The organism is Microbacterium sp. SCPM-O-B-15248 (M128) (assembly GCF_058214835.1).
In genome coordinates this window covers 94,401-119,119 of sequence record NZ_JBYQLI010000003.1, presented here as the reverse complement: position 1 = coordinate 119,119, position 24,719 = coordinate 94,401, and the positions used below count along the sequence as shown (strand labels likewise).

The window sequence follows — 24,719 nt, the reverse complement described above, 5'->3', positions numbered from 1 at the left end:
CGCCGCGGAAACACGCGGCGCGGCGGGGCTCAGGGAGTGGGCTGGCCGGCGGCCCGATCGAGCCCGATGACCACGACCAGCCGCTTCTCGGCGCTCTCGTCGTCGGGGGTGTTCGGGTCGTCCGTGGGCTGCAGGAAGTCGCTCTGCGAGATCTCCGCGCCCCCGATCGCATCGGCCAGCCCGCGCGCGGCCTGTTCGTCGTCGGGACGCAGGTAATACACCGTCGTGGTGGCGAAGTCGGTCGTGTCGGAATCGCCGGTCTGCACGGCATCCCCCGGCCAGCCGAGCTCGACGATGCGATCGCGGAGGTTGCCGGACAGTCCCTCGTCGGCCGTGCCGTTGAGCACGACGACGGAGTAGGCGGTGTCGATCACCGCGGGGGTGGTCTCTTCCACCGTCGGCGTCGGCGCGGGATCGGAGCTCAGCGAGATGCGCCCCGAAGCCACGAGCACGCCGAAGATCCCGACGATGACGAGCACGAGGGTGGCCAGCGCGGCCCAGAGGAACACGACCCATCCGCGGGAACGGGGACGTTCGGCCCGATGGGCACCGACACGGCCCGCATCGGCCGGAAGGTCGTCGAAGCGATCCCGAGGGAAGGTCGATCTGGCCATTGGACGATGCTACCGGTCGGTATCCGAACGCCCGTCACCGGGCGGCGGCGCGGCCGAGCCGGGCGCGGTGCTGCTGCGCGGCGTCGTCACGGCGCCGACGGAGCCGCCGGACGAGCATCGGGTCGTGGGCCAGCGCCTCGGGGTCGTCGAGCAGACGCCCCAGCAACTGGTAGTACCGGGCGGGAGCGAGGTCGAACTCGGCCCGGATCGCCTCTTCCTTGGCCCCGCCGTGCCGGCGCCACTCGGCCTCGAAGGCGAGGAAGGCGCGGTCACGGTCCGAAAGAGGCACGTCGTCACGCTACTGCGCGCGTTGCGCCGATGCGGGATGCCACGCCACCCAGGCCCCGAGAGGATCGACGCTCGCGAGGACGTCGCCGTCGAGCGCGAGGGCGAAGCCGCCGGACCGCAGAACCGGAGGGCGGTTCCACGCGTCGTGGAGGCCCGCGGCATCCAAGGTCACCCACCGGCCGGCGGAGCGCGCGGCAGAGATCACCGCCCCGCGGTGGCGGCGGGGGACGTGGGCGAGGACGCCCGGGGTGGTCACCACGAGCGTGGCATCGCGCGGCGCCCGCGCGGCCAGCGCGGGCAGGGCCTCGGCTCCGTCGCCGGCGACGAGCACCGGAGGATCGGCGGCGGCGATGTCGAGGGCCGCCGAGATGCGCTCCAGACGCCCCTGCTCCCCCGGCCAGACCAGGCCGGTGAGCCACGCACGGTCCTCGGGGTCGCGGGCGTCGAGCGGTTGCAGGTCGATGCCGGCGCGCCACACGACCTCGGGCAGGCGCAGCGGCGGCTCCCCCTCGACGTCGCAGTCGAGCACCACGGCACGGCGTCCGTCCCCGGGGTCGAGGTGCGTCGCCGCGCCGTCGGCCGAGCGGAACCGGTACGAGTACCGGTCGGGGTAGAGGCACAACCCGGCGCTCGCGCCGATCTCGAGGAGGGCGATCGGCCCGTCGATGAGCGACAGCGCCGGGAGCAAGGCCGCGCAGCGCAGCGGCTCGTTGGTCTGAATGCTCCGCCGCCCGCACTCGGCGACGATCGCGTCCGCGTTCGCGACGACCCATCCCGCCCAAACGTCCCCCGTCTGCATCGGCGCTCCGAGCAGGCGGAGGACCGCGAACACCAGCGGCGGTTGGCGGTGCGTGTCCGGGATGCGCGCGAGGACGGATGCCACGGCCCCATCCGCGGCGACCCGCAGAGCCCACTCCTCGTAGACCCGCGAGCGACCGGGCGCCTCGTCGCGGGCGAAGCGGGTGTAGCGGTCGACGACGGCGGTCACGGCATCCTGGTCCACCCCGGTGATTATGCCGCGACGGGCATCGCCGAGCCTGGACGGGAGAGAATGGACGGGACGAAGGAGACCATCCATGACCTACGCCGTCGAAAAGTCCGACGACCAGTGGCGGGCCGAACTCAGCCCCGAGCAGTACGCCGTCCTGCGACAGGCCGGCACCGAGCGCGCCTGGACCGGTGAGCTGCTCGACGAAAGCCGCGCCGGCCTCTACACCTGCGCCGCCTGCGGCTCCGAGCTGTTCCAGAGCGGCACCAAGTTCGACTCGCACTGCGGGTGGCCGAGCTTCTACGAGTCGGTGCGCCCCGAGGCGGTCGAGCTGATCGAGGACAACAGCCACGGCATGCAGCGCACCGAGGTGCGGTGCGCCAACTGCGGCTCCCACCTCGGCCACGTGTTCCCCGACGGCTTCGGCACGCCCACCGGCGACCGGTACTGCATGAACTCGCTCTCGCTGAGCTTCACCCCCGTCGACGAGGCATGAGCGCGCTCGAAGCGATGCGCGACCGCCGGTCGTGGTCGAAAGTCACCGACGAGGCCCCCACGGGGCCCGAGCTCGAGGCCTTCGTCGCCGCGGCAGGACGCGTCGCCGACCACAAGTCGCTCCGGCCGTGGCGGATCATCGAGATCCGCGGTGCCGATCGCGACGTGCTCGCCCGCGCCCTGAACAAGGCGGACGGCAAGAAGGGCCTGTCGTCCAAGCCGCGTCGCGCGCCGCTCATCATCGCCGTCGTCGCCGATGTCTCGTCGAAGAAGATCCCCGCGTGGGAGCAGGAGGCGGTGGCCTCGGGCGTCGCTCATATGCTGAGCCTCGCGCTCGACGAGGCCGGGTTCGGCGTGTTCTGGCGCACCGACGACAACACGCGCAGCAAGGCCCTCGCCAAGGCGCACGGCCTGAGCAAGGGCGAGGTCCTGCTCGGCTGGCTGTACGTCGGGGGCAAGCCCGTGCGGTCCCGCCCCACCCGACGCAAGACCGTGGATGCCGCGAAGCACATCTCGCGGATGCCGGGAGGCAAGAAGCGTCGCAAGGCCGACGAAGCGCGCCTCTGATCCCGTCCGAAGCGCCGCCGCCGGTTCGCACCGCGGCGGCGCTTCGTCGTGTATGCGGTTCAGGCTCGGCGCGAACGGCGCCACGGGACCGCCGCAACGACGACACCCGCGATGGCGACCGAGGCGGCGAGGACGGCGACGCCGGTTGAGGGGGCCGCGGGCGCGGGCCACAGGGCGTCGAGGAGCACGGACGTGCTGAGCAGCCCGACCACCGACCCGAGTCCCAGTACGAGGACGCCCGTGCGCTGCACGATGACGGACGACAAGAAGATGTAGACGACACCCAGAGCGCCGCCGAGGTACAGCCACGGATCGGTCGGGGCCGCGCGCGGCGCGCCGACGAGGGCGATGTGCACGGCCACCGCGACGACGAGCACGGCCGTCCCTCCCGCGAAGTTCACAAGGGTCGCAGCCAGCGGGCTCTGCACCCGCACGCGCAAGCGGCCGTTGGTGCCCTGCTGCCACGCGACGCCCGCGCCGGCGATGACCGGGACGATGAGCATCCACAGAGGGATGCCGCCGACCCGCACCCCCGCCAGGCACACGGCCACACCGGCGAGCGCCAGAAGCGCCCCGACGACTCGACGGATGGTGACGGGCACCACTCCCCCGGGTCCGTAGCCGAACCTGTCGAGCAGCAGACCGCCCGTCGTCTGCCCGGCGACGAAACCCACGGTGAACAGGGCGACGCCGACCGTCGCGACGGCGAGACCCTGGCTGGCGACGGTGAACGCTCCGGCAGCGCCGCCGAGCACCATCCACACCGGGACCGTGCGGTCTCCCAGGCCGGCGATCAGGCGACGGAACCCGGCCCGCCCAGCCGGTAGCACCGCGGTGAGCACGATCATGATGACCAGGCCCGAGCCGAACGAGATCGCGCCGGCGAGAATACCGTCGCCGATCTCGGCACCGAGAGAACCGTTGATGCGGGCCTGCAACGCTGTCAGCGACCCGATCAGCACGGCTCCGACGACGGCGATCCCCGGTGATCGGCGCTGAGTCATGGTTCCTCTTCCTCGGCACCGCGGGGAGACGGGGCCGTCGTCGATCGTACGGCTCCGCGCGCCGTACGGACCGACTGAGCCCGATGCGCGAGGCTTTCCCCGTGCCTCACCTCAACGCCGGCTCCGACGACGTGACCGGAATCCTCGCCCAGCTCACCGCGTCGCACGCCGACCGCGAGTTCCTCGCCGGCGTCGAGGTGCACCTCCCCCGACTGCACGACCTCTTCCGCCGCCTCTACGGCGACCGGCCCGACGGCCTCGAGCGCTTGGCATCCGTCGTCGATCTCGCCCGTCGGTCGTGGACCGAACGCCCCGAGGAGCTCAAGGCGGTCGACCGTGAACGGGCGAGCGCACCCGACTGGTTCGAGGGCGAGGGGATGCTGGGCGGTGTCTGCTATGTCGATCGGTACGCCGGCGGGCTCAGCGGCATCCGGGACTCCATCCCGTACTTCCGCGAGCTCGGGCTGACGTACCTGCACCTCATGCCGCTCTTCGAGAGCCCCGAGGGCAACAGCGACGGCGGCTACGCGGTGTCGAGCTACCGCCGGGTGAACGCGGCTCTCGGCACGATGGAGGAGCTCGCCGAGCTGGCCGGAGAACTCCGTCACGCGGGGATCTCGCTCGTCGTCGACTTCATCTTCAACCACACCAGCAATGAGCACGAGTGGGCCCGCAAGGCCGTCGTCGGCGAGGCGGGGTACGAAGACTTCTACCTCATCTACCCCGACCGCGAAATGCCCGACGCGTACGAGCAGACCACCCGCGAGATCTTCCCCGACGACCACTCCGGCTCGTTCGTGCAGCTGCCCGACGGGCGCTGGATCTGGGCTACGTTCTACCACTTCCAGTGGGACCTCAACTACGCCAACCCCGCGGTGTTCGAGGCCATGGCCGGCGAGATGCTCTTCCTCGCCAATCAGGGCGTCGAGATCCTGCGCATGGATGCCGTGGCGTTCATCTGGAAGCGCCTGGGCACGGCGTGCGAGTCGCTGCCCGAGGCGCACCTCCTCCTGCAGGCGTTCAACGCGGTGCTGCGCATGGCGGCGCCGAGCCTGCTGTTCAAGTCGGAGGCGATCGTTCACCCCGACGAGGTGATCTCGTACATCTCACCCGAGGAATGCCAGCTGTCGTACAACCCGCTGCAGATGGCGCTGACGTGGGAAGCGCTCGCGACGCGCGACGGGCGACTCCTTCAGCAGGCGCTCGAACGGCGCCACGCGCTCCCCGAGGGGACGGCGTGGGTCACCTACGTCCGCAGTCACGACGACATCGGCTGGACGTTCGCCGACGAGGATGCCGCCGAGCTCGGCATCCAGGGGTACCCGCACCGGCGCTTCCTCAACGACTTCTACGTCGGTCGCGTCGAAGGGTCGTTCTCGCGCGGCGTGCCGTTCCAGGAGAACGCGCGCACCGGCGACGCCCGCATCACCGGAACCACGGCGTCCCTCGCGGGGATCGAGGCCGGAGATGCGGGTGGCGAGGACCGCATGATCCTCGCGCACGCCCTGGCCCTGTCCACCGGCGGCATCCCCCTGCTCTACCTGGGCGACGAGGTCGCGCAGCTCAACGACTACTCGTACCGCGATGATCCCGCCGAGGCCGGCGACAGCCGGTGGGTGCACCGCCCGCACCGCCCCGAGCAGAACTACGCCGACCGGACGGATGCCACGACCCCCGCTGGCCGCGTGTTCTCCCGGCTCACACGGCTCATCGACGTGCGCCGGTCGACGCCCGAACTCGCCGGCAACGAGCTCGTCGCGTTCGACGCGCACATCGACGCGGTCGTGGCGTTCCTGCGCCCCGGTGACGCGGGCGCGGCGGTGCTCGTGCTGGCGAACGTCGCCGATCACGCGGTCGAGATCGACGCCCTGACCCTGTCGGGCCTCGACCCGGATGCCGTCGACCTCATCGCCGGACGGCCCGTCGCGCTGGCCGGCGGGCTGACGCTCCCCCCGCACGGGGTGTTGTGGTTGCGGGTGGGAATGCGCTGATCCACCAGGATCACTCGCCCGAAGTGCCGGCTACAGGACTTGAACCTGCAACCCCCGTATTACAAGTACGGTGCGCTACCAATTGCGCCAAGCCGGCGGGACCGCCAGTCTATCGACGCTCGGGGCGTCGTTCGGAGCGGTCAGCCCGCGGGTGTCGCGGTCGGCGTCGGGGTGGGCGTAGCCGTGGAGTAGTAGGCGTTGCTGTCGACGGTGAGCACGAACTGGGCGAACTCCTTGGGGTCGTCCATCCGTCCCACGTAAGGGGTGCCGTTGACCAGCACGGTCGGAGTCGCGGTGAGCGCCTGACCCTTGGTGTCGGGCAGCCCCTTGATCGCGCGGTCGGTGGCCGCCTTCGCCCACGACGTGAACGTCTCATCCTCGATGCACGAGCGCACCGTGTCGGGGTCGCCGACGCCGGCGCCCTGCGCCATGTCGGCGAGCTTCTCGTCGCTGTAGCCGTCGGAGTCCAGCGCGGGCTGGTTCACGAGCAGTTCGTGATTGAACACGAAGAACTTGTCGGACGCGTGAGTCGCGACACAGGCGGCGGCACCGGCGGCGCGGAGGCTGTACTTCGTGCCGTTCGACTTCGAGGTGAGCATCGCCACCGGGTAGTACGTCAGGGATGCGGCATCCTGCGACACCCACTTGGAGAGCTGCTCGGCGTTGGCCAGCTGGAACTCGCGCGCCTCGGTGGAGAGGTAGTCGACGTACACGCGGATGTCGACGGGAGCCGCCGTCGTCGTGGGCGCCGGCGTGGGGGTCGCGGTGGGAGTGGCCTCGGCGGCCATGGCGGAGGCGTTGCCGTCGACGGTCTGGTCGGCCAGCGGGTCGGCGATGCCGGTCGCGGCGGTGACGACGAAACCGTCGTTGGAGGCGGCATCCGGGAGCGCCTGCGACCGCGTGTCCCGCGACGACAGGGCGTAGCCGACGCCCGCGGCACCGACCGCGACGACCGCGACCGCGCCGATCGCCACCAGCGACCGGCGGACGATGCGCGCCCGCGTTTGCCGGGCCTTCACCTGCTGCGCCTTCTCGCGCACAGCCTCACGGCGAGCGCTTTCGGCGGGCAGATTCGGCGTCTGGTCGTTGGACATGGGACCTCTCGGGCGCGGACGGAAACCGCTGACGATGATGGGAACGCACGGGTAGGCGAACGAGCACCGATGGTAGTAAGCCTGGCTGAGAAATGCCCAGACGCATGGCATACTGACCCTGCGCCCAACGTCGTGCGCGCTCGGGGTCGCCCCCGTTCATTCCATTCACTACGGATCGTCCGGCACGTACCTGCCGGTGAAGGAGAAGAAGAAATGGCGTCCGTCACCTTTGACAACGCAACCCGCCTGTACCCCGGTGGCACTCGTGCCGCGGTCGACAAGCTGAACCTCGAAGTCGCCGACGGCGAGTTCCTCGTTCTCGTCGGCCCCTCGGGCTGCGGTAAGTCCACGTCGCTGCGCATGCTCGCCGGCCTCGAAGAGGTCAACTCCGGCCGCATCCTCATCGGTGACCGTGACGTCACCGACGTGCCGCCGAAGGACCGCGACATCGCGATGGTCTTCCAGAACTACGCGCTGTACCCCCACATGACCGTCGCCGAGAACATGGGCTTCGCCCTGAAGATCGCCGGTGTCGGCAAGGAAGAGCGCGCTGCCCGTGTGCTCGAGGCCGCCAAGCTCCTCGACCTCGAGGAGTACCTGACCCGTAAGCCGAAGGCCCTCTCGGGTGGTCAGCGTCAGCGCGTCGCCATGGGTCGCGCGATCGTGCGTCAGCCCCAGGTGTTCCTCATGGACGAGCCGCTGTCGAACCTCGACGCCAAGCTCCGCGTCCAGACCCGCACCCAGATCGCGTCGCTGCAGCGCCGCCTCGGTGTCACCACGGTCTACGTCACGCACGACCAGACCGAGGCCCTCACCATGGGCGACCGCATCGCGGTGCTCAAGGACGGTCTGCTCCAGCAGGTCGGCACCCCGCGCGACCTGTACGAGAAGCCGAAGAACGTCTTCGTCGCCGGCTTCATCGGCTCGCCCGCGATGAACCTCTTCACGGTCGACCTGGCCGAGGGCGGCGTGCGCTTCGGCGACCTCGTCGTCCCCGTCGAGGCCGACGTCATCGGAAAGGCGCACGGCAGCGAGGTCACCATCGGTGTCCGCCCCGAGGACATCCAGGTCGCCCCGGCCGACGGCCGCGGCCTGTCGGTCGTCGTCGACCTCGTCGAGGAGCTCGGCGCCGACGGCTACCTCTACGGCCACACCGAGATCAACGGCAAGCGCACCGACATCGTCGCGCGCGTCGACGGCCGCCGTCACCCGAACGCGGGCGAGACGGTCGTGCTGGCACCGGTCCCCGGTCACGTGCACGTGTTCGACCTCGAGTCGGGCGAGCGCCTCACCGACAAGGCCATCGCTTCGGCCTGATCCAACGCACCGTCGCGGCGCGGGGAGTCTTCGACGACTCCCCGCGCCGCACCCGTTTTCCCGGAGGAACCGTGGCCGAATCCCTCAGCATCACCGCCAGCACCGTAGACCCGGGGCTTCTGCAACTGCCGTGGTCGACCGGTCTCGCCGAGTGGCCGAGCTCGCACATCGTGGCCCTCCCCAAGGGCATCTCCCGCCACCTCGTGCGTTTCGCGAACCTGTCCGGACGCGTGGTCGCCATCAAAGAGACCACCGAAGAGATGGCGCGTCGCGAGTACGACATGCTCGGCAACCTCGACCGTCTGGACGCCCCGTGCGTCGACCGCGTCGCCGTGATCGCGGGACGCACGGATGCCTCGGGCCGCCCCTTGCCCGCGGCCCTGGTCACCGCCCACTTGCGCTTCTCGCTCCCCTATCGCGCACTGTTCACCCAGGTGCTGCGTCCGCACACGGCCACGCGCCTGGTCGACGCGCTGGCAGTGCTCCTCGTGCGCCTGCACAACGTGGGGTTCTACTGGGGCGACGTGTCGCTGTCCAACACCCTTTTCCGTCGCGATGCGGGCGAGTTCGCCGCCTACCTCGTGGATGCCGAGACCGGTGAGCTGCACGGCAACCGTCTGACCCCGGGGCAGCGCGCGCACGACCTCGACATCGCGCGCACCAACATCGCCGGCGAGATCATGGACCTCGAGGCCGGTGGACGCCTCGAGGGCGGGGTGGATGCCGTGGCGATCGCCGACGGCCTGGTGTCGTCGTACCACTCGCTGTGGGGCGCCCTCACCGACAAGGAGACGTTCGGCGTCGACGAGTCGTGGCGCATCACCGAGCGGGTGCACCGCTTGAACGCCCTGGGATTCGACATCGGTGAGATGTCGATCCAGACCACCGGCGACGGAACGCGCGTCTCCATCCAGCCCAAGGTCGTCGACGCCGGCCATCACCAGCGTCGCCTGCTCCGTCTGACCGGACTCGACGTCGAGGAGAACCAGGCCCGCCGTCTGCTGAACGACCTCGACGAATTCCGCGCGCGCGTGTCCCGCCTCGGCGCCGACGAGGAGATGGTCGCGCACGAGTGGCTGACGCGCGTGTTCGAACCCATCGTCATGGCGATCCCCTTCGACCTCCGCGCCAAGCTCGAACCCGCCGAGGTCTTCCACCAGGTGCTCGAACACCGCTGGTACATGTCGCAAGCGCGCGGCCGGTCCGTCCCCCTGGCCGAGGTCGTCACCTCGTACATCGACGATGTGCTCAGCCACCGCCGCGACGAGGCGACGGTCATGGGCCCGCCGACCGACACGATGTCGCTCGCGACGATCTCGGATGCCGCGGCCCCGGCGACGGGAGAAGTGCCCACGACCGACACCGACGTCGTCGACTGGCGCGACCTGGTCTGAACGAACGACGAAGGCGCCGCCCCGGAACCCGGAAGCGGCGCCTCCGTGCGTGGTGTCAGTAGCCGACGGCGAAGTTGTCGCGCGAGTGGCGCGGGTTCTCGATCTCGTCGAGCACGGCGACGGCGAAATCGGCGCCCGAGATGAACGAGTCGCCCTGGTCGTCGACGACGAGCACGTGCCCGCCGTCGCGGTAGGAGCCGGTGCGCTCGCCCGGCGCCCAGGCGCCGAACCCACCGGCGGGGTGCACGTAGAACCAGTCGCGGCCCGAGGTGTCGGCCTGCAGGTCCTCGAGGATGCCGATGGCTTCCCGCGCCTCGGGCTTGTACTCCTCGGTGAAGCCCTCGGTGTCGATCACGCGCGGCCCGCCCTCGGCGACGAGCGATCCGCCCGCACCGCCGACGACTCCCAGTCGCACGTTCTCGGGCAGGACGGATGCCAGGTCGGCGATCGCGGGACGGAGCTGTCCGAGCATGTCGCCGCGCGGAGCCACGGCCGACACCACGACGTCGACACCCTCGAGCTCGGCGACCAGACCGGGGATGTCCAGGACGGTGCCCTCGATGTAGGTGGCCCCCTCCACGCGCTCCGCGGGCACCGAGCGGGCGACCGAGACGACGGTGTGGCCGCGCTGGACGGCTTCGGCGACGATGTGGCTACCGGCGTAGCCGGTTCCTCCGATGACGGCGATACGGGGCACGGGCGTTCCTCTCCTCCGGTCCGCGGACGGTCGCGGACGTATCCTCCCAGCGTGCCGGTTCCCCGCACCGTTGCGAAACGGTGCGTCCAGATCCGGGGTGACTCATAGCAGGATCTGCAGCGGATTCTCGATCCTCGCCACGAACGCCGCCAGCCACTGCGCCGCCAGCGCGCCGTCCAGGACGCGGTGGTCGGCCGACAGCGTCACCGACATCACCGTCGCGGCGGCGAGCGAGCCGTCGGCATCGACGACCGGCCGCCGGGTCGCGGCACCCACGGCGAGGATGCCGGCGTGCGGCGGGTTGATGATCGCCGAGAACGACGTCGTGCCGTACATCCCGAGGTTCGACACTGCGAACGAGCCGCCCTCGAGCTCGTTCTGCTTCAGACGCCCCTCCCGCGCCCGCTCGGCGAGATCGCGGACGGTGGTGGCGAGCTCGCCGATCGAGAGACGATCGGCCTGCCGCACCACGGGGGTGAGCAGCCCGCCGGGAACCGAGACGGCCACGGCGATGTCAGCGTTCGCGAAGCGCCGGGTGGCATCCGCAGTCCAGATGGCGTTCGCCTCGGGAACGTCCCGCATCGCGCCGGCGACCGCCTTGACGACGAGGTCGTTGACGGAGATGCGCTGCTCGCGCCCCTCGTTGATCCGCGCGCGCAGTTCCAGCAGGGCATCGACGCGGCAGTCGGCCTGCAGGTAGAAGTGCGGGACGGTCGCCTTGGACTCGGTGAGCCGTCGGGCGATCGCGCGGCGCATACCGGTGTGCGGCACGTCCTCGTACGCGGCACCGGCCGGGACGGGAGCAGTCGGAGCGGGTGCGGCCTCGGCGGGCGCGACCGGAGCCGGGGCGACGGTGGGCGTCTCGGCATCCGGATGCCGCTCGTCGCGCGCTTGCGTCCACGCGTCCAGGTCGCGGCGGACGACGCGACCGCGCGGCCCCGACCCGGGAACGTCCGCGAGGTCGACCCCGCGCTCGCGCGCGAGACGCCGCACCAGGGGTGAGGCGAAGAGGCGCTGCTCCGCGTCCGCGGCCGCAGGCGCGGCAGCGGGTCCGGCCACCGCGGCGGCGGGCGCGGCGGCGGCGTCCGCGGCCTCCTCGGGAGCGGCGGCGATCGCGGCCTCCTGTGCCCCGGAGCCTCCGCCGGCGGAGGCGAGCGCCGACTCGAGGCTCTCCCCCTCTTCGGCGAGGACCGCGATCGGCACGCCGACGGCGGCGGCATCCCCGGCGGGGAGCAGGATGCCGGCGAGGACGCCGGCGCGTTCGGCTTCGTACTCGACGACGGCCTTCTCGGTCTCGATCTCGACGATCGCCTGCCCCGCCTTCACGGGGCTGCCGACCTCGACCAGCCAGCTCTGGATGGCGGCTTCTGCCGCTCCCGTGGCGATCTCGGGCATCCGCACGACGACGGCCATCAGTTCATCCCTCCCGCGGCGCGCACGCGCTCCAGTCCCGCGACGACCTCTTCGGTGCGGGCGATGGCCGCCCGCTCGAGGACCTTCGAGATGCTCGGACTCGCCTCGCCGCCCGTGACGCGCTCGACCGGCTGGTCCAGCCAGTCGAAGAACCGGCGCTGGATCTCGTCCGCGAGCCAGCCCCCGTAGGACGGACCGCGCGAGCCCTGTTCGACGATGAGGACGGCGTTGGTCTTGCGGATGCTCTCGCCGATGGTGTCCCAGTCCAGCGAGGCCCGGTCCAACCACCGCAGGTCGATCACCTCGGCATCCGTCCCGGTCTGCTCGACGGCTTCGAGGGTGTGTCCGACCATCGACAGGTAGGTCAGCACCGTGACGTCGTTGCCCTCGCGGCGGATCGCGGCGCTGCCCGGCGGGATGACGTAGTCGAGGTCGGTGTCGGGCACGCGGTCGGGCGTGCCGTACAGGTCGACGTGCTCGATCACCAGCACGGGGTCCTCGAGCGCCAGGGCGGCGTTCATGAGACCGACGTAGTCCGCCGCGTTCGAGGCGGCCACGATGCGCCAGCCCGCCTGGGTGGCGAAGATGCCCGCCGGATCCATGAGGTGCTGCGAGCCGTACCCCGAACCCATGGCGATCTTCGTGCGCAGCACGAGCGGCACGGTGTTGTTGTCGCCGAACATGTGCCGGGCCTTGCCGACCTGGTTGAACACCTGGTCGGCGGCCACCCACATGAAGTCGGGGTACATGAACTCCACGACGGGGCGGAAGCGCCCGTCCATCGCCATGCCGCCCGCCGCACCGAAGAAGCCGTTCTCGCTGATGGGGGTGCCGATGACGCGCTCCGGGCCGTACTTCTCGACCAGGCCCTTCGTCGCGCCGTTGGTTCCGCCGCCCAGGCGATGCACGTCCTCACCGAGCACGACGATGCGCGGGTCGGTCTCCATGCGCCGGTCCATGGTCTGCGCGACGGCATCGACGAACTTCACGTCGCGCCACGGGCCGGTCCACCGCGCCGGTTCCGCGGCCGAGAGCGCGGCCAGTTCGGACGCGTCGCCCCGGATGCCGGTGTCGACGACGGCCGGGTCGGGCCACAGCTCGGGACGGATGCGACGACGTCCGGGGCGCTCGGGGTCGGGCTCCACGACGGCCGCGACCGATGTCGCGACGGCGGCGACGGCCTGCGCGCGCACGGCCTGCGCCTCGGCGTCGTCGAGGAGCCCAAGGCGGCGCATCTCGGAGGCCATCCGCTCGAGCGGATCGCGCGCCCGCCACTGCCCCTCTTCGTCCTTGGTCCGGTAGCCGAACGCGCTTCCCGGGTACGGGCCGTTCTGGTGGAAGAAGCGATAGACCTCGGCTTCGACGATCGCGGGACCGTCGCCGGCCCGCATCCGCTCCAGCGCCTCGCCCATCGCGAGGTGCACCGCGAGCGGGTCCATGCCGTCGACCCGCCAGGCGGGGATCGAGAAGCCCTGACCGCGCACCGAGAAGCGGGTGTCGGCGCTCGCCTCGTCGGCGCGGGTCGACACCGCGTAGAGGTTGTTCTCGATGAAGAACGCCACCGGCAGCTTCCACGTCGACGCGAGATTCATCGACTCCAGGACCGAGCCGATCTGGCTGGACCCGTCACCGAAGTAGTTGATCGAGACGTCCGAGGTGCCGGCGTGCTTCTGCGCCCACGCGTGGCCGGTGGCCAGCGGCGCCCCGCCGCCGACGATCGCGTTCGTGCCCAGTGCTCCGGCCTCGAGCCACTGCAGGTGCATGGATCCGCCGCGGCCACCGGAGAAGCCTGACGCCAGGCCCAGGATCTCGGACAGCGTCAGGTCGAGGAGCGTCTGCACGTCGGGGGTGACGAGGGCGTTCGGGTCCAGCACGCCGCCCGAGGCGTACTCGAGCGTCTTGGCGAGGAACTGGTGGTGCCCGCGGTGGGAGCCGTTGACGGCGTCGGTGGCCCGCAACCCGACGATGGACCCGACGGCGCCGCCCTCCTGGCCGATGCTGGAGTGCGCGGGACCGTGGACGAGACCCGCGCCCGCGAGGTCGAGCACCGCCTCCTCGAAGGCCCGGATGAGATGCAGCTGACCGAGCATCGTCCCGAGCAGTTCCGGGTCGGCGGCCTTCCAGTCCGCGGCGGTCGTCTCCAGCTGCACCCACTCGACACCGGTGTTCAGCCGTTTCCGCTTGGCCATGTCGCTCCTCACGCGTCGTTGCGTCTACCTATACAGGATGTTCATCATCACTGTACGATCGGATTGTCTCCAATACAAGGCATCCTTGTGGCGAGATACTGGTAACGGGCACCTCTAGAGGCGCCAATGGATCCAATGGAGGAACGGCCATGGCACTTCCCGGTCTGCGCGGCAGCGATCACATCGGCGTCACCGTCCCCGACCTCGACGAGGCCGAAGCGTTCCTGGTGGGCGTCCTGGGCGCCGAGCCGGTGTACACCCTCCCGGGCCGCGCGGGCGAAGGCGACTGGATGACGCGGCAGCTGGGCGTGCACCCGCGTACGCGCATCCGCGAGATCCGCTTCTATCGACTGGGGATGGGCACCAACCTCGAGGTCTTCGCGTACGACGCCGCCGACGGACAGGCCCCGCCCCCGCGCAACAGCGACATCGGCGGGCACCACCTCGCGCTCTACGTCGACGACCTGGATGCCGCGGTCGCCCACCTGCACGCCCATGGCGTCGATGTCATGGGCGAACCCGTCGTCAGCGGCGCCGCCTCGGCAGGGCAGCGCTGGATCTACTTCCGCGCCCCGTGGGGAATGCAGTTCGAACTCGTCAGCTACCCCGACGGCAAGGCGTACGAGCGCGACGCGACGACACTGCTGTGGCATCCGGCAAGGCCCGCCGAATGACCGGCGTGCTCCCCGTCGCCCGCGACCACGGCCGCGCCGGGTCCGGGATCGCCGACACTCTCCGCGGGGAGATCCTGCGCGGCATCCATCCCCCGGGCACCCGCATCCGCCAGGAGGACCTCGCGGCACGGCACACCACGAGCCGCATCCCCGTGCGCGAGGCCCTGCGCATCCTCGAGGCCGAGGGACTCGTCACGCTCGTCGCGAACTCCGGTGCGTGGGTGTCGCGGCTGACCCTCGCCGAATGCGAGGAGCTCTACCTCGTCCGCGAGCGCATCGAGCCGGTGCTGCTCGTGATGAGCGCGCCGCTGCTGACCCCGAACGATCTCGACCTGCTCGACGACCTCGCCACGCACATGGAGCGGGCGGATGCCGAGGACTTCTTGCGGCTGGATCGGGAGTTCCACTTCGCCACGTACGCCCCCACGCAGACGGTCATGCTCGGCGACACGGTCCGGGGCCTGTGGAACCGCACGCACCACTACCGGAGGGCGTTCGTGGGCGCGGCGCACGTGCGACACGATGGCTCCGCGCACCATGACCACCGACTTCTCGTCGCGGCACTCCGCCGCGGCGACGCCGAAGAGGCCGCGCACGTGCTGGAACGGCACATCCGCCGCACGCGCATCGAGCTCGAGCGGCATCCCGAGATCTTTGACAACGCGGCGATCGTCAGGTGATGCGCCACCCGCGGTCGACGTAGAGGTTGGTCGCGGAGATGCCCTCGTTGTGCAGGAGGAAGCGGGTGGCATCCACCACGTCCCTCATCGTCGCAAGCTCGCCGCCAGGCGTGCGGGACGAGTAGCCCTCGAGGACCCCCGCGGGCTTCCCGGCCCAGAACGGACTGTCACCGATGATGCCCGGGTGCAGCGCGTTGACGCGCAGCGGGGCGAGTTCGAGCGCGAGGGCCGTCGTGAGCCCCTCGACGCCGCCGTTGATGGTCGAGACCGTGACCGAGCCGGGGTACGGAGCGTCCTTCGCCCGGCCGCCGAAGAGCACGATGCCGGTCGAGCGCGCGGGCACGAGCCGGTCCAGCAGCGTGTGCACGGTCTCGGTGTACCCCACGAGCTTGAGAGTCACCAGGCGCCGGGCGCGGGCGATGTCGTAGTCGCGCACGGTGTTCGCGTCGCGCTCGATCGCGGCGAGCACGAGGCCGTCGAGTTCGCCGACGCCGGCGAGCGCGGGGGCGATGTCCTCCGGCTCCGAGATGTCGACCGCGATCCCGCGGACGTTCGGTCCGATCTCTTCGGCAATCGCCTGGGCGGCGATCGGATCGCGACCCGTGAGCGTCACCTCGTGGCCGTCCGCGGCGAGCGACGCGACGATCTCGCGTCCGATCCCGGACGTGCCACCCACCACCAGATACCTGCGGCTCATGCCGCACCTCCTTCTCGTTCGTTCTCGGATGCCGACAGGAGCCCCCGCCGGGTGACTTCGGCCGCCGCTCCCCAATCGAGGCGTGCGAGGTCCGGTTCGGCGAGTGCGCGATCGAACACCGCCGTCAGCGCCGAGAGCGCGGGCAAGTACACGCCGGACTCGGCCGCGATCTCGGCGCTCAGCCGCAGGTCCTTGGCGCCGAGGGCGACGTCGAACCCGGGCGGGTCGTAGGACTGCCGCGCGATCATTCCGCCGTAGCCGCTGTAGACGACACCGGCGAACAGCGTCGAGGTCAGGATCTCGATGAACAGTGTGGGGTCGACGCCCCGCGCCTCCACGAGCGCGACCGATTCGCCCATCGCCTGGATGGCGTGGATGATGTCGTAGTTCACGGCGATCTTGACCGCGTTCGCCGTCGACGGCTCCTCGCCCAGGGGCCACAGGCGCGCGGCGAACAGCTGCAGGTAGGGCTCGACCTCGGCGACGACCGCGGACTCCCCCGCCACGAGGATGTTCAGCCGCCCCTCGGCGGCCACCGCGGGCCGCCCGAGCACCGGGGCGGCGACGTAGCGCGCACCCGCCCCCGCGAACCTGCGCTGCAACTCGACCGCGGCGGCCGGACTGATCGACGCCAGGTTCACATGGACACCGCCGGTCGTGGATGCCACGGCCTCGGCATCCAGCACGGCCAGGGCGGCGGTGTCATCCGCGAGCATCGAGAACGACACGTCGTGCGCGAGCGCCTCGCCGGGCGTCGCGCACGGGACGGCTCCGGCCGCGACGAGGTCGTCGACCGGCCCGCGCGAGCGGTTCCAGACGTGGACGCGGTGCCCGGCGTCGACGAGGCGCCGCGCGAGCGCGGCGCCCATCGAACCGAGGCCGAGGAAGCCGACCGACGACATCACGCCTCCCCGCGACCCCAGGTCGTGTTCAGGTGCGACTGCGAGTCGCGCTGGTTGTTCAGCGGACCGCCGACGGCGATGTACCGGGGACCGGCGATCAGCAGCTCCTCCGCCGGGAACTTCGTGATCACTTCGCACCCGGTGGCGGTGACGACGACCTCTTCTTCGATGCGCGCAGCGCCCCACCCGTCGGCGGAGGGCCAGTACGTCTCGAGGGCGAAGACCATGCCCTCCTTGAGCTCCTCGGGGTGATCGAAGGAGACCAGCCGCGAGAAGATCGGCTTCTCCCAGATCGACAGGCCCACGCCGTGCCCGTACTGGAGGGCGAACGCCGCCTCTTCGTCGGCGAAGCCGAACTCCTGGGCCGTCGGCCACACCGAGACGATGTCGGCGGTCGTCGCGCCGGGACGCACGAGCGCGATCGCCCGATCCATGTACTCCCGGGCCCGGGTGTACGCGTCCCTCTGCTTCGTGCTCGCCGACCCCACCGCGAACGTGCGGTAGTAGCACGTGCGGTAGCCGTTCCAGCTGTGCAGGATGTCGAAGAACGCGGGGTCACCGGGACGGATCAGACGGTCCGAGAACACGTGCGGGTGCGGAGAGCAGCGTTCTCCGGAGATGGCATTGACACCCTCGACGTACTCCGAGCCGAGGTCGTACAGCGTCTTGGCGACGAGCCCGACCGCCTCGTTCTCCCGGACGCCCGGGCGCAGGAACCGGTACAGCTCCTCGTACGCCGCATCGACCATCGAGGCCGCCTGGGTCAGGAGCCGGATCTCGTCGCCGGTCTTGATGCGCCGCGCCTCCATGAACACCTGCTGGCCATCCACGACCTGGATGCCGACCTTCTGGAGGGCGAACAGGATCGGCAGTTCGATGACGTCGACACCGAGGGGCTGATCGGCGACGCCGAACTTCTCCAGTTCGCGCTTGATCTTTCGGGCGACCTCCTCGGCGATCCCGGCATCCGGCGGGAACGCACCGCGCAGGGTCGAGATGCCCGCCCGGGCCCCCGACTCGAGCCGCGGGCGCGTGGTGCCCTCGTGCGGCGCGTGCGGATCGGCATCCATCTCCGACGAGGTGACGTCGAGCCACGGGTTGTACAGCGCGTGGTGCTTGGCCGCCGAGCCGAAGTCCCACGAGATCGGATCTGTGTTGCGAGTGAGCAGGCTGAAGCGGATCAGCTTGTCCATAGCCCACGTGCCGATGTGGGTGGCGGTCATGTAACGGATGTTGGAGAAGTCGAACGCGAGAACCGCGCCGAGGTCCGAGCGCTCCAGCTCCGCCTTCACTCGCGCGAGGCGGTCGTCGCGGAGGCGGTCGAAGTCGACGCGCGCCTCCCAGTCGACGCCGTTGGTGCCCGTGGTTCCGGTGTTCTTCATGATGGCCTTCCTGATGCCTGAGGGATTCCGATGGGATGCGGGGCGACCGAGACGCTCAGCCGGCCCGCACCCTCGATGAGCGACCGCGGCGCACGAGCACCATGACGAGGGGGACGACGGCGGCGAACAGGACGAAAGCGCCCTGGATCCAGTACTGCCACGACAGGCCGAGCGAGAGGAACGCCAGCGCGCTCGTCACGGTCTGCAGCAACAACCCGGCCGCGGCCACGGCGAGCGCGGAACCCGAGCCGCCGAAGATGCTTGCGCCGGCGATGACCACCGCGGTCACCGAGGTGAGGGTGAGGGCTTGCGCGGCATTGGCGTCGCCGATGCCGGAGCGCGAGTACACGGCCAACCCCGCGAGGGCGGCGAGCCCGCCCGCCGCGACCGAGGCCAGCAGCCGGGTGCGCGGAACGCGGACGCCCATGCGGTTGGCCTTGACGGGGTCGGAGCCGGCGGCGCGCAGCGCGCGTCCGCCGCGGGTGCGCTGGATCACGAACCACATGACCACCGCGATCGCGACGGCCAACGCCAGGATCATCGGCACACCGGCCACCGCGAGGCCGAGGGTCGTGAGCACGTCCGCGCGGGCGGCTCCCCCGGGGCTGGGCCGGAGCACCTGCGCGAGGCCGAGGACGGCGATCGAGCTCACGAGTGTGGCGATGACCGGGGGCAGCGAGAGGCGCGTCACCAGCAGACCGTTGACCCACCCGACCGCGGCTCCCGCGGCGAGGGCGAGGACGACGCCGATGAGGAAGAACCCGATCCCCTGTTGCGCGAAGAACGACAGGATCACCGCCGACAGCGCGACCACCGATCCGATGCTCAGGTCGATGCCGCCGGTCATGACCACGACCAGCTGCGCGAGACCGACGAGGATGAGCACGCTTGCGGCCGCCAGCAGCTGACTGATGCTCAGGGGACTGAGGAACGCCGACGACACGAACGACGTCACCACCGAGAGCGCGACAGCGAGCCCCAGCAGGACCACCGCTTGCGTCTCTCCCGCGAGGATGCTGCGCGAACGCGGACGACGTGCGGTCACGGCGACCTCCACGGACGCGGTCTCGGACGACAGCACCGCCGCCCCCGTGATCGCGCGCTCGTCGACGTCGTCACCGATCAGGGTGGTCTGCACGCGACCGCGCGAGAACACCACGACCCGGTCGCACAGACCCTCGAGCTCGACGGCATCCGTCGACAGCACGACGACGGCGACGCCCGACGCCGCGAGTTCGCGCAGGAACGCGTAGATGTCCACGCGGGCACCGGCGTCCACGCCCTGCGTGGGGTCCTCGACGAGGAGCACCTTGGGGTTTCCCAGGCGTCCGCGGGCGAGCAGCACCTTCTGCTGATTGCCGCCCGAGAGCGCCGAGACCGGGACTTCGAAGTGGGGCGTCTTGACGGCCAGGCCGGCCACACCGTCGCGGGTCAACTCGTACTCGCGGCTGCGGCGGACGAACCCGCCCGGCATCGCCGCGCGCAGGGCTCCGGCGACGGCGTTCTCGCGGATCGACATCTTGCCGAACATCGCTTCGCCGATGCGGTCCCCGGGGAGGAACACCACGCCGGCAGCGGCCGCCGAGCGGCGCGAGCGGGTCGAGATCTCGTGCCCGCCGACGAGCACACGGCCCCCGGTCGAGCCGCCACCGGCGATCCCCCGGAGGACCCGGCGCTGGCCGTTGCCCTCGACGCCGGCCAAGCCGATGATCTGCCCGGGGAAGACCGAGAACGAGACGTTGTCGTAGCCGGGGCCGCTGAGCTCCAGCACCTCGAGCGCCGGCGCCACGGACGCGGCGGGGGCGGCGGGCTTGTCGGGGAAGGTCGTCTCCAGCGACCGACCGACGATGAGCTCGACCACCTCGTCGGCGGTGAAGTCGGCGACCAGGCCCCGGCCGACGACGCGGCCGTCGCGGAGCACCGTGAGGTCGTTGCCGATCTCCATCACCTCGGGGATGCGGTGGGTGATGTAGACGATCGCGACGCCCTTCTCGAGCAGGCCCCGGACCTGCGCGAACAGCCAGGCCGTCTCCTCGGGACCGAGGGCCTCGGTCGGCTCGTCCAGCACGAGCACACGGGGATCGGATGCCAGGGCGGCGGCGATCTCGACCAGGTGCGCCTCGCGCAACGACAGCGACGACACCAACGCGTGCGGGTCGATCTTCAGCGACAGCCGTTGGAAGTGGGCCGTGACCCACGCGGCGGCGGTCCGGCGCGAGGGGCGCTTGCTCGCCGGGAGCAGGAGGAGCACGGCATCCACCACGCTCAGAGAAGGCGCCAGCGCGGGGATCTGGTACACGATGGCGAGTCCGGCCTCGCGCGCCTCGGCGGGCCGGATGCGGTCGAACTCGCGGCCGGCGAGGCCGATGGTGCCGGAATCCGGCACCACCGACCCCGCCGCGATCCCCACGAGGGTGGACTTTCCGGCGCCGTTCTCGCCGAGCACGGCGTGCACGCGACCGGCGGCGATGTCGACCGAGACCGCGTCCAGCGCGGTGACACCGGGGTAGGTCTTGGTGATGCCCGAGAGAGTGAGTGCGGATGCCACGGTCGTGGGGGTCTCGTTCATCAGCCGAAGAGCTTCGTGATCTCGTCAGCGGTCAGCAGCGTCGACGGCGTCGCGTCGGAGGGCGCCGAGGACAGGCACGCCTTGTCGGGGGTCACGGCGCCGGGAGTCGTGCCGGTGGAGTCCTCGAACAGGGCGAGTTCGTACAGCGAGGGCTCGGCATCCTTCCCACCGAACTTCGCGGCGAGAGCCTTGCGCAGGGCGACGCGGCCGATCCAGGTGCGCGACGAGACCGTGGCGAGCTCGTAGCCCGGGTTCTTGGCCTTGAGGTCGGCGAAGCCGCAGCTGAGGGAGTTGTCGTCCGTCGAGGTGAGGATCGGCAGAGGCTGGCCCGCGGCCTCGTACGCACGGATGACACCCGAGGCCGATGCGCCGTAGTCGGCGATGATCGCGTTGATGGGCTGGCCCTGCGAGAGCACGCCGGCCATCGCCTGCTGGGCCTGAGCGGGGTCCCAGTTCGTCCAGATCGGCTCGGTGTTCACGAGCGTGATCTGCGGGTTGGCGTCGAAGACCTCTTTGGCGCCGGCGAACTCCTGCGTCGAGACCAGGGCGCCCGAGGGGCCACCGAAGAAGACGACGTTTCCGCCCGCGCTGCCGAGCTGATCGACGATCCACTGGGCCTTGGACTTGCCGACGAACGTCGGGATCTGGTCGGTGTAGTCGAGGTAGTCGGTGCCGGCGGTGCCCTGCGGGTCGGAGGCGAAGTTGACCACGATCGACCCGGCCTGGGTGGCCTGCCGGATGGCGGGGAGGTGCGCCTCACCGGGACCGGCATCGGGGATGACGAGGATGATGTCGGTGCCCTTGGCGGCCAGGCTCGTGATGCCCGACGTGGTCGCCTCGAGGTCGCCGCGGCCCGCGATGAACTCGACGCCCGAGATGGCGTCGCACTTGGCCGCTTCGCTCTCGATCTCGGCGAGCACGGTCTTGGACCACGTGTTGGTGCCGTAGCCGTCGACGACGCCCACCGACACCTTCTCTCCGTCGGCGGGGCAGATGTCGGCGATGCTGGCGAACTGGTCCATCGTCCCGACGCTGCCGGCGGCGATGTCGGCGGTGAGGTTGTTCGCGCCCTCGGTGCCGCCGCCGGCGCTGTTGGTGGACGAACAGCCGGCGAGCACGAGCGCGCCGAGGGCGATGACGGCGAGACCTGCTCGCCGTGCGGGTGCTGTGGTGATCATGGGGGTACTCCTCTTCGAGTGGGTGATCGGGTGTGCAGGAACGTGTGGGGGCGCGACGGATCGCCCGTCGACCCGGGCGGGTCGCGGTGGTGGGGTGAGCCGCGGTCAGGCTCCGGGACGCCGTCGCATGAGATTCCGGATGCGGGAGGTGGTGCCGCCCAGTTGCAGTTGGGCGACGATGCCGACGCCGATGATCAGCGCCTGGACGATGTTCTGCACGGCGGTGGCCTGCGTGAACGTCTGGACGAGCTGGGTGAGCTGCGCCAGGAAGAGCGCGCCGAGGGCGGTGCCCACGACGCTGCCGCGCCCGCCGGTCAGCGCGGTGCCGCCCAGGACCACCGCGGCGATCGAGGGCAGCAGGTAGTCGTCGCCGGCGGTGAGGGTCGGCGTGCGCAAGAGCCCCGCCAGCAGAACTCCGCCGGCCGCGGCGAGCGCGGACGAGAGCACATAGGCGACGATCGTGTATCCGCGCGTGCCGATCCCGAGGTTCGCGGCACTGCGGGGGTTCTCCCCGACGAGCTCGAACCGGCGACCGACGCGGGTGAGTTTGAGCACGACGTGGACGATCAGGGTCAGCGCGAGCGCGAAGAACACCAGGACCGGGATGCCGCCCCACCGACTGAGTGCGAACTGGTTCAAGGCGTCCGGGCTCTGGGTGGCGAAGCCCCCCGAAAGCGCCTGCACGGTGCCGATCATCAGGGCGTTCACCGCGATCGTGACGACGAGCGGCGGCAGACCGAACAGCGTGATGACGAGGCCGCTGGCCAGGCCGAAGGCGGCGGTGGCGATGATCGCGGCGGCGATGGCCCCCGGCAGCCCCAGAGCGTCGTCCGCACCGAAGCGGGCGACGATGAGGGCTCCGAGCGTGACGGCGCCGGGGATGGAGAGGTCGAGTCCGCCCTGCTGGATGACGAGCGTCTGCCCGACCGCCACGATCGCGATGAGAGCCGCGAACGGCAGCATCGAGACGATCGCCGTCGGCCCCACGCTCCCCGGCGCGATCACCGGGCTGATCAGGAACAGCGCCGCCACGGCGATGAGCGCGCGGGTCCCCGGCCAGGCCAGGACCATCCGCGCCGTGGGACCGTGGTCCTTCGGCGCGATGCGGGCGGGAGCGGCGAGGTCGGTCATGCCGTCACCAGTGTGGGGTGCCAGGTGCCGTCCAGGCGCGCCTCGGGCATCTCGCCCAGCAGGTAGCTGCGGGAGGCCTCGGCATCCGCCTTCAGGCGGCCGAGGTCCACCCCCACGAGCTCGCCGTCCTTCTTCACCCGGCGCCCCTGCACGAAAACGTCGCGCACGAGACCGGGGTGGGCGGAGTACACGAGGCTGCCGATCGGGTTGTTCAGCGGCGTCAGTGCGAGCGAACGGTCGTCGAGGACCACGATGTCGGCGGCCTTGCCCACGGCGATCGAACCCGTGGTCTCGGCCAGGCCCGCGGCGTGCGCGCCGTCGATCGTGGCGAACTGCACGACGTCGGCGCACGTGAGGCTGATGCGTTCGAGGACCTCGCCGGTGTCGACCGAGGGGGCGTTGTCGAGGGCGCGCTGCATCCCGATGGCGGTGCGCATCGTGGCGAACATGTCGCCGCCGTTCGAGCTGCACACGTCGATCGAGAAAGTCGGGCGGATGCCGGCGCGCAGCAGACGGCCGGTGGCCGGGAAGCCGTGACCCATCTGCATCTCGACGTCGGGCGCGACCGAGGCGGTGCCGCCGCTGTCGGCGATGAGCCGCAGCTCGTCGTCGCTGAGGGTGCAGCAGTGCACGTACGTGGTGCGGTCCGACAGGAGTCCGTCGGCGGCGAGCTTGTGGATCGGGCCGGACTTGCCCCAGTAGCCGTCACCGGCGTGCATCGTGACGCGCAGGTCGAGGTCGGCCGCGAGCCGGAAGTCCAGGACGTTGACCTCGGGGGTGACGAACTGCGGACCGCGCAGCGCGAGCGCCATCGTGACCAGCCCGTCGCTCGAGGCGAAGTGCTCGTCGCGGACGCGGCGGGCGTCCTCGGGGTGCGGGTTGGCCGATGGGAGGCTCCCCCACTGGTCGGCGCCGCCGCCGTGCGCGAACACGGCGCGCATTCCGGTGTCCTTCAGGGCGGCGACGGCGGCGTCGGCGTGCTCGGGGGTCGCGAGGTTGTGCGACCAGTCCACGAGGGTCGTGATGCCGGAGTCGAGGGCCTCGAGGGCGCCGAGGTAGTTGCCGGTGTAGGTGTCCTCGGGGCGGAAGTGCTTGCTGAGCCCGGAGTGCAGTCCCACCAGGTACTCCGTGAGCGACCAGTCCGACGCGAGGTTGCGGACGACCGACTGCCACGTGTGCCGGTGGGTGTCGACGAAGCCCGGGTGCACGATGCGTCCGCGCACGTCGATGACCTCGGCACCCGCGGCATCCAGACCCTGTCCGATGGCCTCGATCGTCCCGTCGGCGCCGATCAGGATGTCGGTGTCGGTGAGGACCTCGCCGGGGCGGACGGCCGTGATGACGGTCCCTCCCCGCAGCAGCGTGCGCTCGCTCATGTGGTGGTGACTCCCTCGTCGAACCGGAGCGTCCTCGCTCCGGTGGTGTGCGTTGATTGGATGCTAAAAAGCCAGACTG

22 protein-coding genes and 1 tRNA gene are annotated in these 24,719 nt (G+C 70.9%); 7 read left to right on the top strand and 16 right to left on the bottom strand.

Features of this window, described 5'->3' with window-relative positions:
• Positions 1–29: 29 nt before the first annotated feature.
• The 3 genes from AC3E6M_RS05885 to AC3E6M_RS05875 are packed head-to-tail and all read right to left on the bottom strand — an operon-like array spanning position 30 to position 1,905.
• Positions 30–614, bottom strand: a complete 585-nt coding sequence (locus tag AC3E6M_RS05885) for a LytR C-terminal domain-containing protein (protein WP_138172663.1) — start codon at positions 612–614, stop codon at positions 30–32.
• Positions 615–648: 34 nt separating this feature from the next.
• Positions 649–903 (bottom strand): DUF3263 domain-containing protein, encoded by a 255-nt coding sequence (locus AC3E6M_RS05880; RefSeq protein WP_138172664.1) that lies wholly within the window; start codon positions 901–903, stop codon positions 649–651.
• Between the two features lie 9 nt (positions 904–912).
• Positions 913–1,905 carry a DUF2332 family protein gene (locus AC3E6M_RS05875; protein WP_490529332.1) on the bottom strand — a complete coding sequence of 331 codons (993 nt, stop codon included), beginning with the start codon at positions 1,903–1,905 and terminating at the stop codon, positions 913–915.
• Positions 1,906–1,978: 73 nt separating this feature from the next.
• Between AC3E6M_RS05875 and msrB the strand changes: the two genes are divergently transcribed.
• Positions 1,979–2,386, top strand: a complete 408-nt coding sequence (gene msrB / locus AC3E6M_RS05870) for a peptide-methionine (R)-S-oxide reductase MsrB (protein ID WP_138172667.1) — start codon at positions 1,979–1,981, stop codon at positions 2,384–2,386.
• Positions 2,383–2,952 carry a nitroreductase family protein gene (locus tag AC3E6M_RS05865; RefSeq protein WP_252370876.1) on the top strand — a complete coding sequence of 190 codons (570 nt, stop codon included), beginning with the start codon at positions 2,383–2,385 and terminating at the stop codon, positions 2,950–2,952. Before msrB ends, AC3E6M_RS05865 begins: the two co-directional genes overlap by 4 nt.
• Positions 2,953–3,011: 59 nt before the next feature.
• Here the strand turns inward: AC3E6M_RS05865 and AC3E6M_RS05860 are convergent, their stop codons facing one another.
• Positions 3,012–3,956 (bottom strand): DMT family transporter, encoded by a 945-nt coding sequence (locus AC3E6M_RS05860; protein ID WP_490529330.1) that lies wholly within the window; start codon positions 3,954–3,956, stop codon positions 3,012–3,014.
• A gap of 83 nt (positions 3,957–4,039) precedes the next feature.
• On the opposite strand from AC3E6M_RS05860, the gene AC3E6M_RS05855 reads away from it, so the two are divergent.
• Positions 4,040–5,947, top strand: coding sequence for an amylosucrase (locus AC3E6M_RS05855; protein ID WP_490529329.1), 1,908 nt, complete (start codon positions 4,040–4,042; stop codon positions 5,945–5,947).
• A gap of 24 nt (positions 5,948–5,971) precedes the next feature.
• Here the strand turns inward: AC3E6M_RS05855 and AC3E6M_RS05850 are convergent.
• Both AC3E6M_RS05850 and AC3E6M_RS05845 read right to left on the bottom strand, forming a co-directional pair.
• Positions 5,972–6,044: transfer RNA gene (locus AC3E6M_RS05850), tRNA-Thr, on the bottom strand.
• Positions 6,045–6,087: 43 nt separating this feature from the next.
• The gene (locus tag AC3E6M_RS05845) at positions 6,088–7,041 is read right to left on the bottom strand and encodes a DsbA family protein (protein ID WP_490529328.1); all 954 of its coding nucleotides are present in this window, start codon (positions 7,039–7,041) and stop codon (positions 6,088–6,090) included.
• 213 nt (positions 7,042–7,254) lie between these two features.
• Here AC3E6M_RS05845 and AC3E6M_RS05840 point away from each other — a divergent pair, with 213 nt between their 5' ends.
• Positions 7,255–8,358: an ABC transporter ATP-binding protein gene (locus tag AC3E6M_RS05840; protein WP_490529327.1), complete on the top strand. Its 1,104-nt coding sequence runs from the start codon at positions 7,255–7,257 to the stop codon at positions 8,356–8,358.
• Positions 8,359–8,429: 71 nt separating this feature from the next.
• Entirely contained in the window at positions 8,430–9,752 is a 1,323-nt protein-coding gene (locus tag AC3E6M_RS05835; protein ID WP_138172676.1) for a DUF4032 domain-containing protein, read from the top strand.
• Between the two features lie 55 nt (positions 9,753–9,807).
• On the opposite strand, the gene AC3E6M_RS05830 is transcribed toward AC3E6M_RS05835, so the two are convergent.
• The 3 genes from AC3E6M_RS05830 to AC3E6M_RS05820 all read right to left on the bottom strand — a co-directional run bounded on the left by AC3E6M_RS05830 (position 9,808) and on the right by AC3E6M_RS05820 (position 14,051).
• Entirely contained in the window at positions 9,808–10,449 is a 642-nt protein-coding gene (locus AC3E6M_RS05830) for an NAD(P)-dependent oxidoreductase (protein ID WP_138172678.1), read from the bottom strand.
• A gap of 102 nt (positions 10,450–10,551) precedes the next feature.
• A complete protein-coding gene (locus AC3E6M_RS05825) occupies positions 10,552–11,862 on the bottom strand; it encodes a 2-oxo acid dehydrogenase subunit E2 (RefSeq protein ID WP_490529326.1) in 1,311 nt (436 codons plus the stop codon).
• The gene (locus AC3E6M_RS05820) at positions 11,862–14,051 is read right to left on the bottom strand and encodes an alpha-ketoacid dehydrogenase subunit alpha/beta (RefSeq protein WP_490529325.1); all 2,190 of its coding nucleotides are present in this window, start codon (positions 14,049–14,051) and stop codon (positions 11,862–11,864) included. The genes AC3E6M_RS05825 and AC3E6M_RS05820 overlap by 1 nt, the downstream gene beginning before the upstream one ends.
• A gap of 149 nt (positions 14,052–14,200) precedes the next feature.
• Here AC3E6M_RS05820 and AC3E6M_RS05815 point away from each other — a divergent pair, with 149 nt between their 5' ends.
• On the top strand, positions 14,201–14,725 hold the full coding sequence (locus AC3E6M_RS05815) for a VOC family protein (RefSeq protein ID WP_490529324.1): 525 nt from the start codon (positions 14,201–14,203) through the stop codon (positions 14,723–14,725).
• A complete protein-coding gene (locus AC3E6M_RS05810; protein ID WP_490529322.1) occupies positions 14,722–15,405 on the top strand; it encodes a GntR family transcriptional regulator in 684 nt (227 codons plus the stop codon). Before AC3E6M_RS05815 ends, AC3E6M_RS05810 begins: the two co-directional genes overlap by 4 nt.
• Here the strand turns inward: AC3E6M_RS05810 and AC3E6M_RS05805 are convergent.
• From AC3E6M_RS05805 to AC3E6M_RS05775, 7 genes are all read right to left on the bottom strand, one after another.
• Complete coding sequence (locus AC3E6M_RS05805) at positions 15,398–16,102, bottom strand: SDR family NAD(P)-dependent oxidoreductase (protein WP_490529321.1); 705 nt, start codon at positions 16,100–16,102, stop codon at positions 15,398–15,400. The genes AC3E6M_RS05810 and AC3E6M_RS05805 overlap by 8 nt on opposite strands.
• The gene (locus tag AC3E6M_RS05800; RefSeq protein ID WP_490529320.1) at positions 16,099–17,004 is read right to left on the bottom strand and encodes an NAD(P)-dependent oxidoreductase; all 906 of its coding nucleotides are present in this window, start codon (positions 17,002–17,004) and stop codon (positions 16,099–16,101) included. The genes AC3E6M_RS05805 and AC3E6M_RS05800 overlap by 4 nt, the downstream gene beginning before the upstream one ends.
• Positions 17,004–18,386, bottom strand: coding sequence for a M24 family metallopeptidase (locus tag AC3E6M_RS05795; protein WP_138172685.1), 1,383 nt, complete (start codon positions 18,384–18,386; stop codon positions 17,004–17,006). Before AC3E6M_RS05795 ends, AC3E6M_RS05800 begins: the two co-directional genes overlap by 1 nt.
• Positions 18,387–18,441: 55 nt before the next feature.
• Complete coding sequence (locus tag AC3E6M_RS05790; RefSeq protein ID WP_138172687.1) at positions 18,442–20,955, bottom strand: ATP-binding cassette domain-containing protein; 2,514 nt, start codon at positions 20,953–20,955, stop codon at positions 18,442–18,444.
• Positions 20,955–22,133, bottom strand: coding sequence for a substrate-binding domain-containing protein (locus tag AC3E6M_RS05785; protein WP_138172688.1), 1,179 nt, complete (start codon positions 22,131–22,133; stop codon positions 20,955–20,957). Before AC3E6M_RS05785 ends, AC3E6M_RS05790 begins: the two co-directional genes overlap by 1 nt.
• Positions 22,134–22,238: 105 nt before the next feature.
• On the bottom strand, positions 22,239–23,264 hold the full coding sequence (locus tag AC3E6M_RS05780) for an ABC transporter permease (RefSeq protein WP_138172689.1): 1,026 nt from the start codon (positions 23,262–23,264) through the stop codon (positions 22,239–22,241).
• Positions 23,261–24,640: an amidohydrolase family protein gene (locus AC3E6M_RS05775; RefSeq protein WP_490529319.1), complete on the bottom strand. Its 1,380-nt coding sequence runs from the start codon at positions 24,638–24,640 to the stop codon at positions 23,261–23,263. Before AC3E6M_RS05775 ends, AC3E6M_RS05780 begins: the two co-directional genes overlap by 4 nt.
• Positions 24,641–24,719 lie beyond the last annotated feature (79 nt).

Excerpts from the sequence above, each read along its gene's own strand:
- AC3E6M_RS05885 (WP_138172663.1), bottom strand. The coding sequence starts at position 614 with ATGGCCAGATCGACCTTCCCTCGGGATCGCTTCGACGACCTTCCGGCC.
- msrB (WP_138172667.1), top strand. The coding sequence starts at position 1,979 with ATGACCTACGCCGTCGAAAAGTCCGACGACCAGTGGCGGGCCGAACTC.
- AC3E6M_RS05865 (WP_252370876.1), top strand. The coding sequence starts at position 2,383 with ATGAGCGCGCTCGAAGCGATGCGCGACCGCCGGTCGTGGTCGAAAGTC.
- AC3E6M_RS05860 (WP_490529330.1), bottom strand. The coding sequence starts at position 3,956 with ATGACTCAGCGCCGATCACCGGGGATCGCCGTCGTCGGAGCCGTGCTG.
- AC3E6M_RS05855 (WP_490529329.1), top strand. The coding sequence starts at position 4,040 with ATGCGCGAGGCTTTCCCCGTGCCTCACCTCAACGCCGGCTCCGACGAC.
- AC3E6M_RS05845 (WP_490529328.1), bottom strand. The coding sequence starts at position 7,041 with ATGTCCAACGACCAGACGCCGAATCTGCCCGCCGAAAGCGCTCGCCGT.
- AC3E6M_RS05840 (WP_490529327.1), top strand. The coding sequence starts at position 7,255 with ATGGCGTCCGTCACCTTTGACAACGCAACCCGCCTGTACCCCGGTGGC.
- AC3E6M_RS05825 (WP_490529326.1), bottom strand. The coding sequence starts at position 11,862 with ATGGCCGTCGTCGTGCGGATGCCCGAGATCGCCACGGGAGCGGCAGAA.
- AC3E6M_RS05820 (WP_490529325.1), bottom strand. The coding sequence starts at position 14,051 with ATGGCCAAGCGGAAACGGCTGAACACCGGTGTCGAGTGGGTGCAGCTG.
- AC3E6M_RS05815 (WP_490529324.1), top strand. The coding sequence starts at position 14,201 with ATGGCACTTCCCGGTCTGCGCGGCAGCGATCACATCGGCGTCACCGTC.
- AC3E6M_RS05810 (WP_490529322.1), top strand. The coding sequence starts at position 14,722 with ATGACCGGCGTGCTCCCCGTCGCCCGCGACCACGGCCGCGCCGGGTCC.
- AC3E6M_RS05805 (WP_490529321.1), bottom strand. The coding sequence starts at position 16,102 with ATGAGCCGCAGGTATCTGGTGGTGGGTGGCACGTCCGGGATCGGACGC.
- AC3E6M_RS05800 (WP_490529320.1), bottom strand. The coding sequence starts at position 17,004 with ATGTCGTCGGTCGGCTTCCTCGGCCTCGGTTCGATGGGCGCCGCGCTC.
- AC3E6M_RS05795 (WP_138172685.1), bottom strand. The coding sequence starts at position 18,386 with ATGAAGAACACCGGAACCACGGGCACCAACGGCGTCGACTGGGAGGCG.
- AC3E6M_RS05790 (WP_138172687.1), bottom strand. The coding sequence starts at position 20,955 with ATGAACGAGACCCCCACGACCGTGGCATCCGCACTCACTCTCTCGGGC.
- AC3E6M_RS05785 (WP_138172688.1), bottom strand. The coding sequence starts at position 22,133 with ATGATCACCACAGCACCCGCACGGCGAGCAGGTCTCGCCGTCATCGCC.
- AC3E6M_RS05780 (WP_138172689.1), bottom strand. The coding sequence starts at position 23,264 with ATGACCGACCTCGCCGCTCCCGCCCGCATCGCGCCGAAGGACCACGGT.
- AC3E6M_RS05775 (WP_490529319.1), bottom strand. The coding sequence starts at position 24,640 with ATGAGCGAGCGCACGCTGCTGCGGGGAGGGACCGTCATCACGGCCGTC.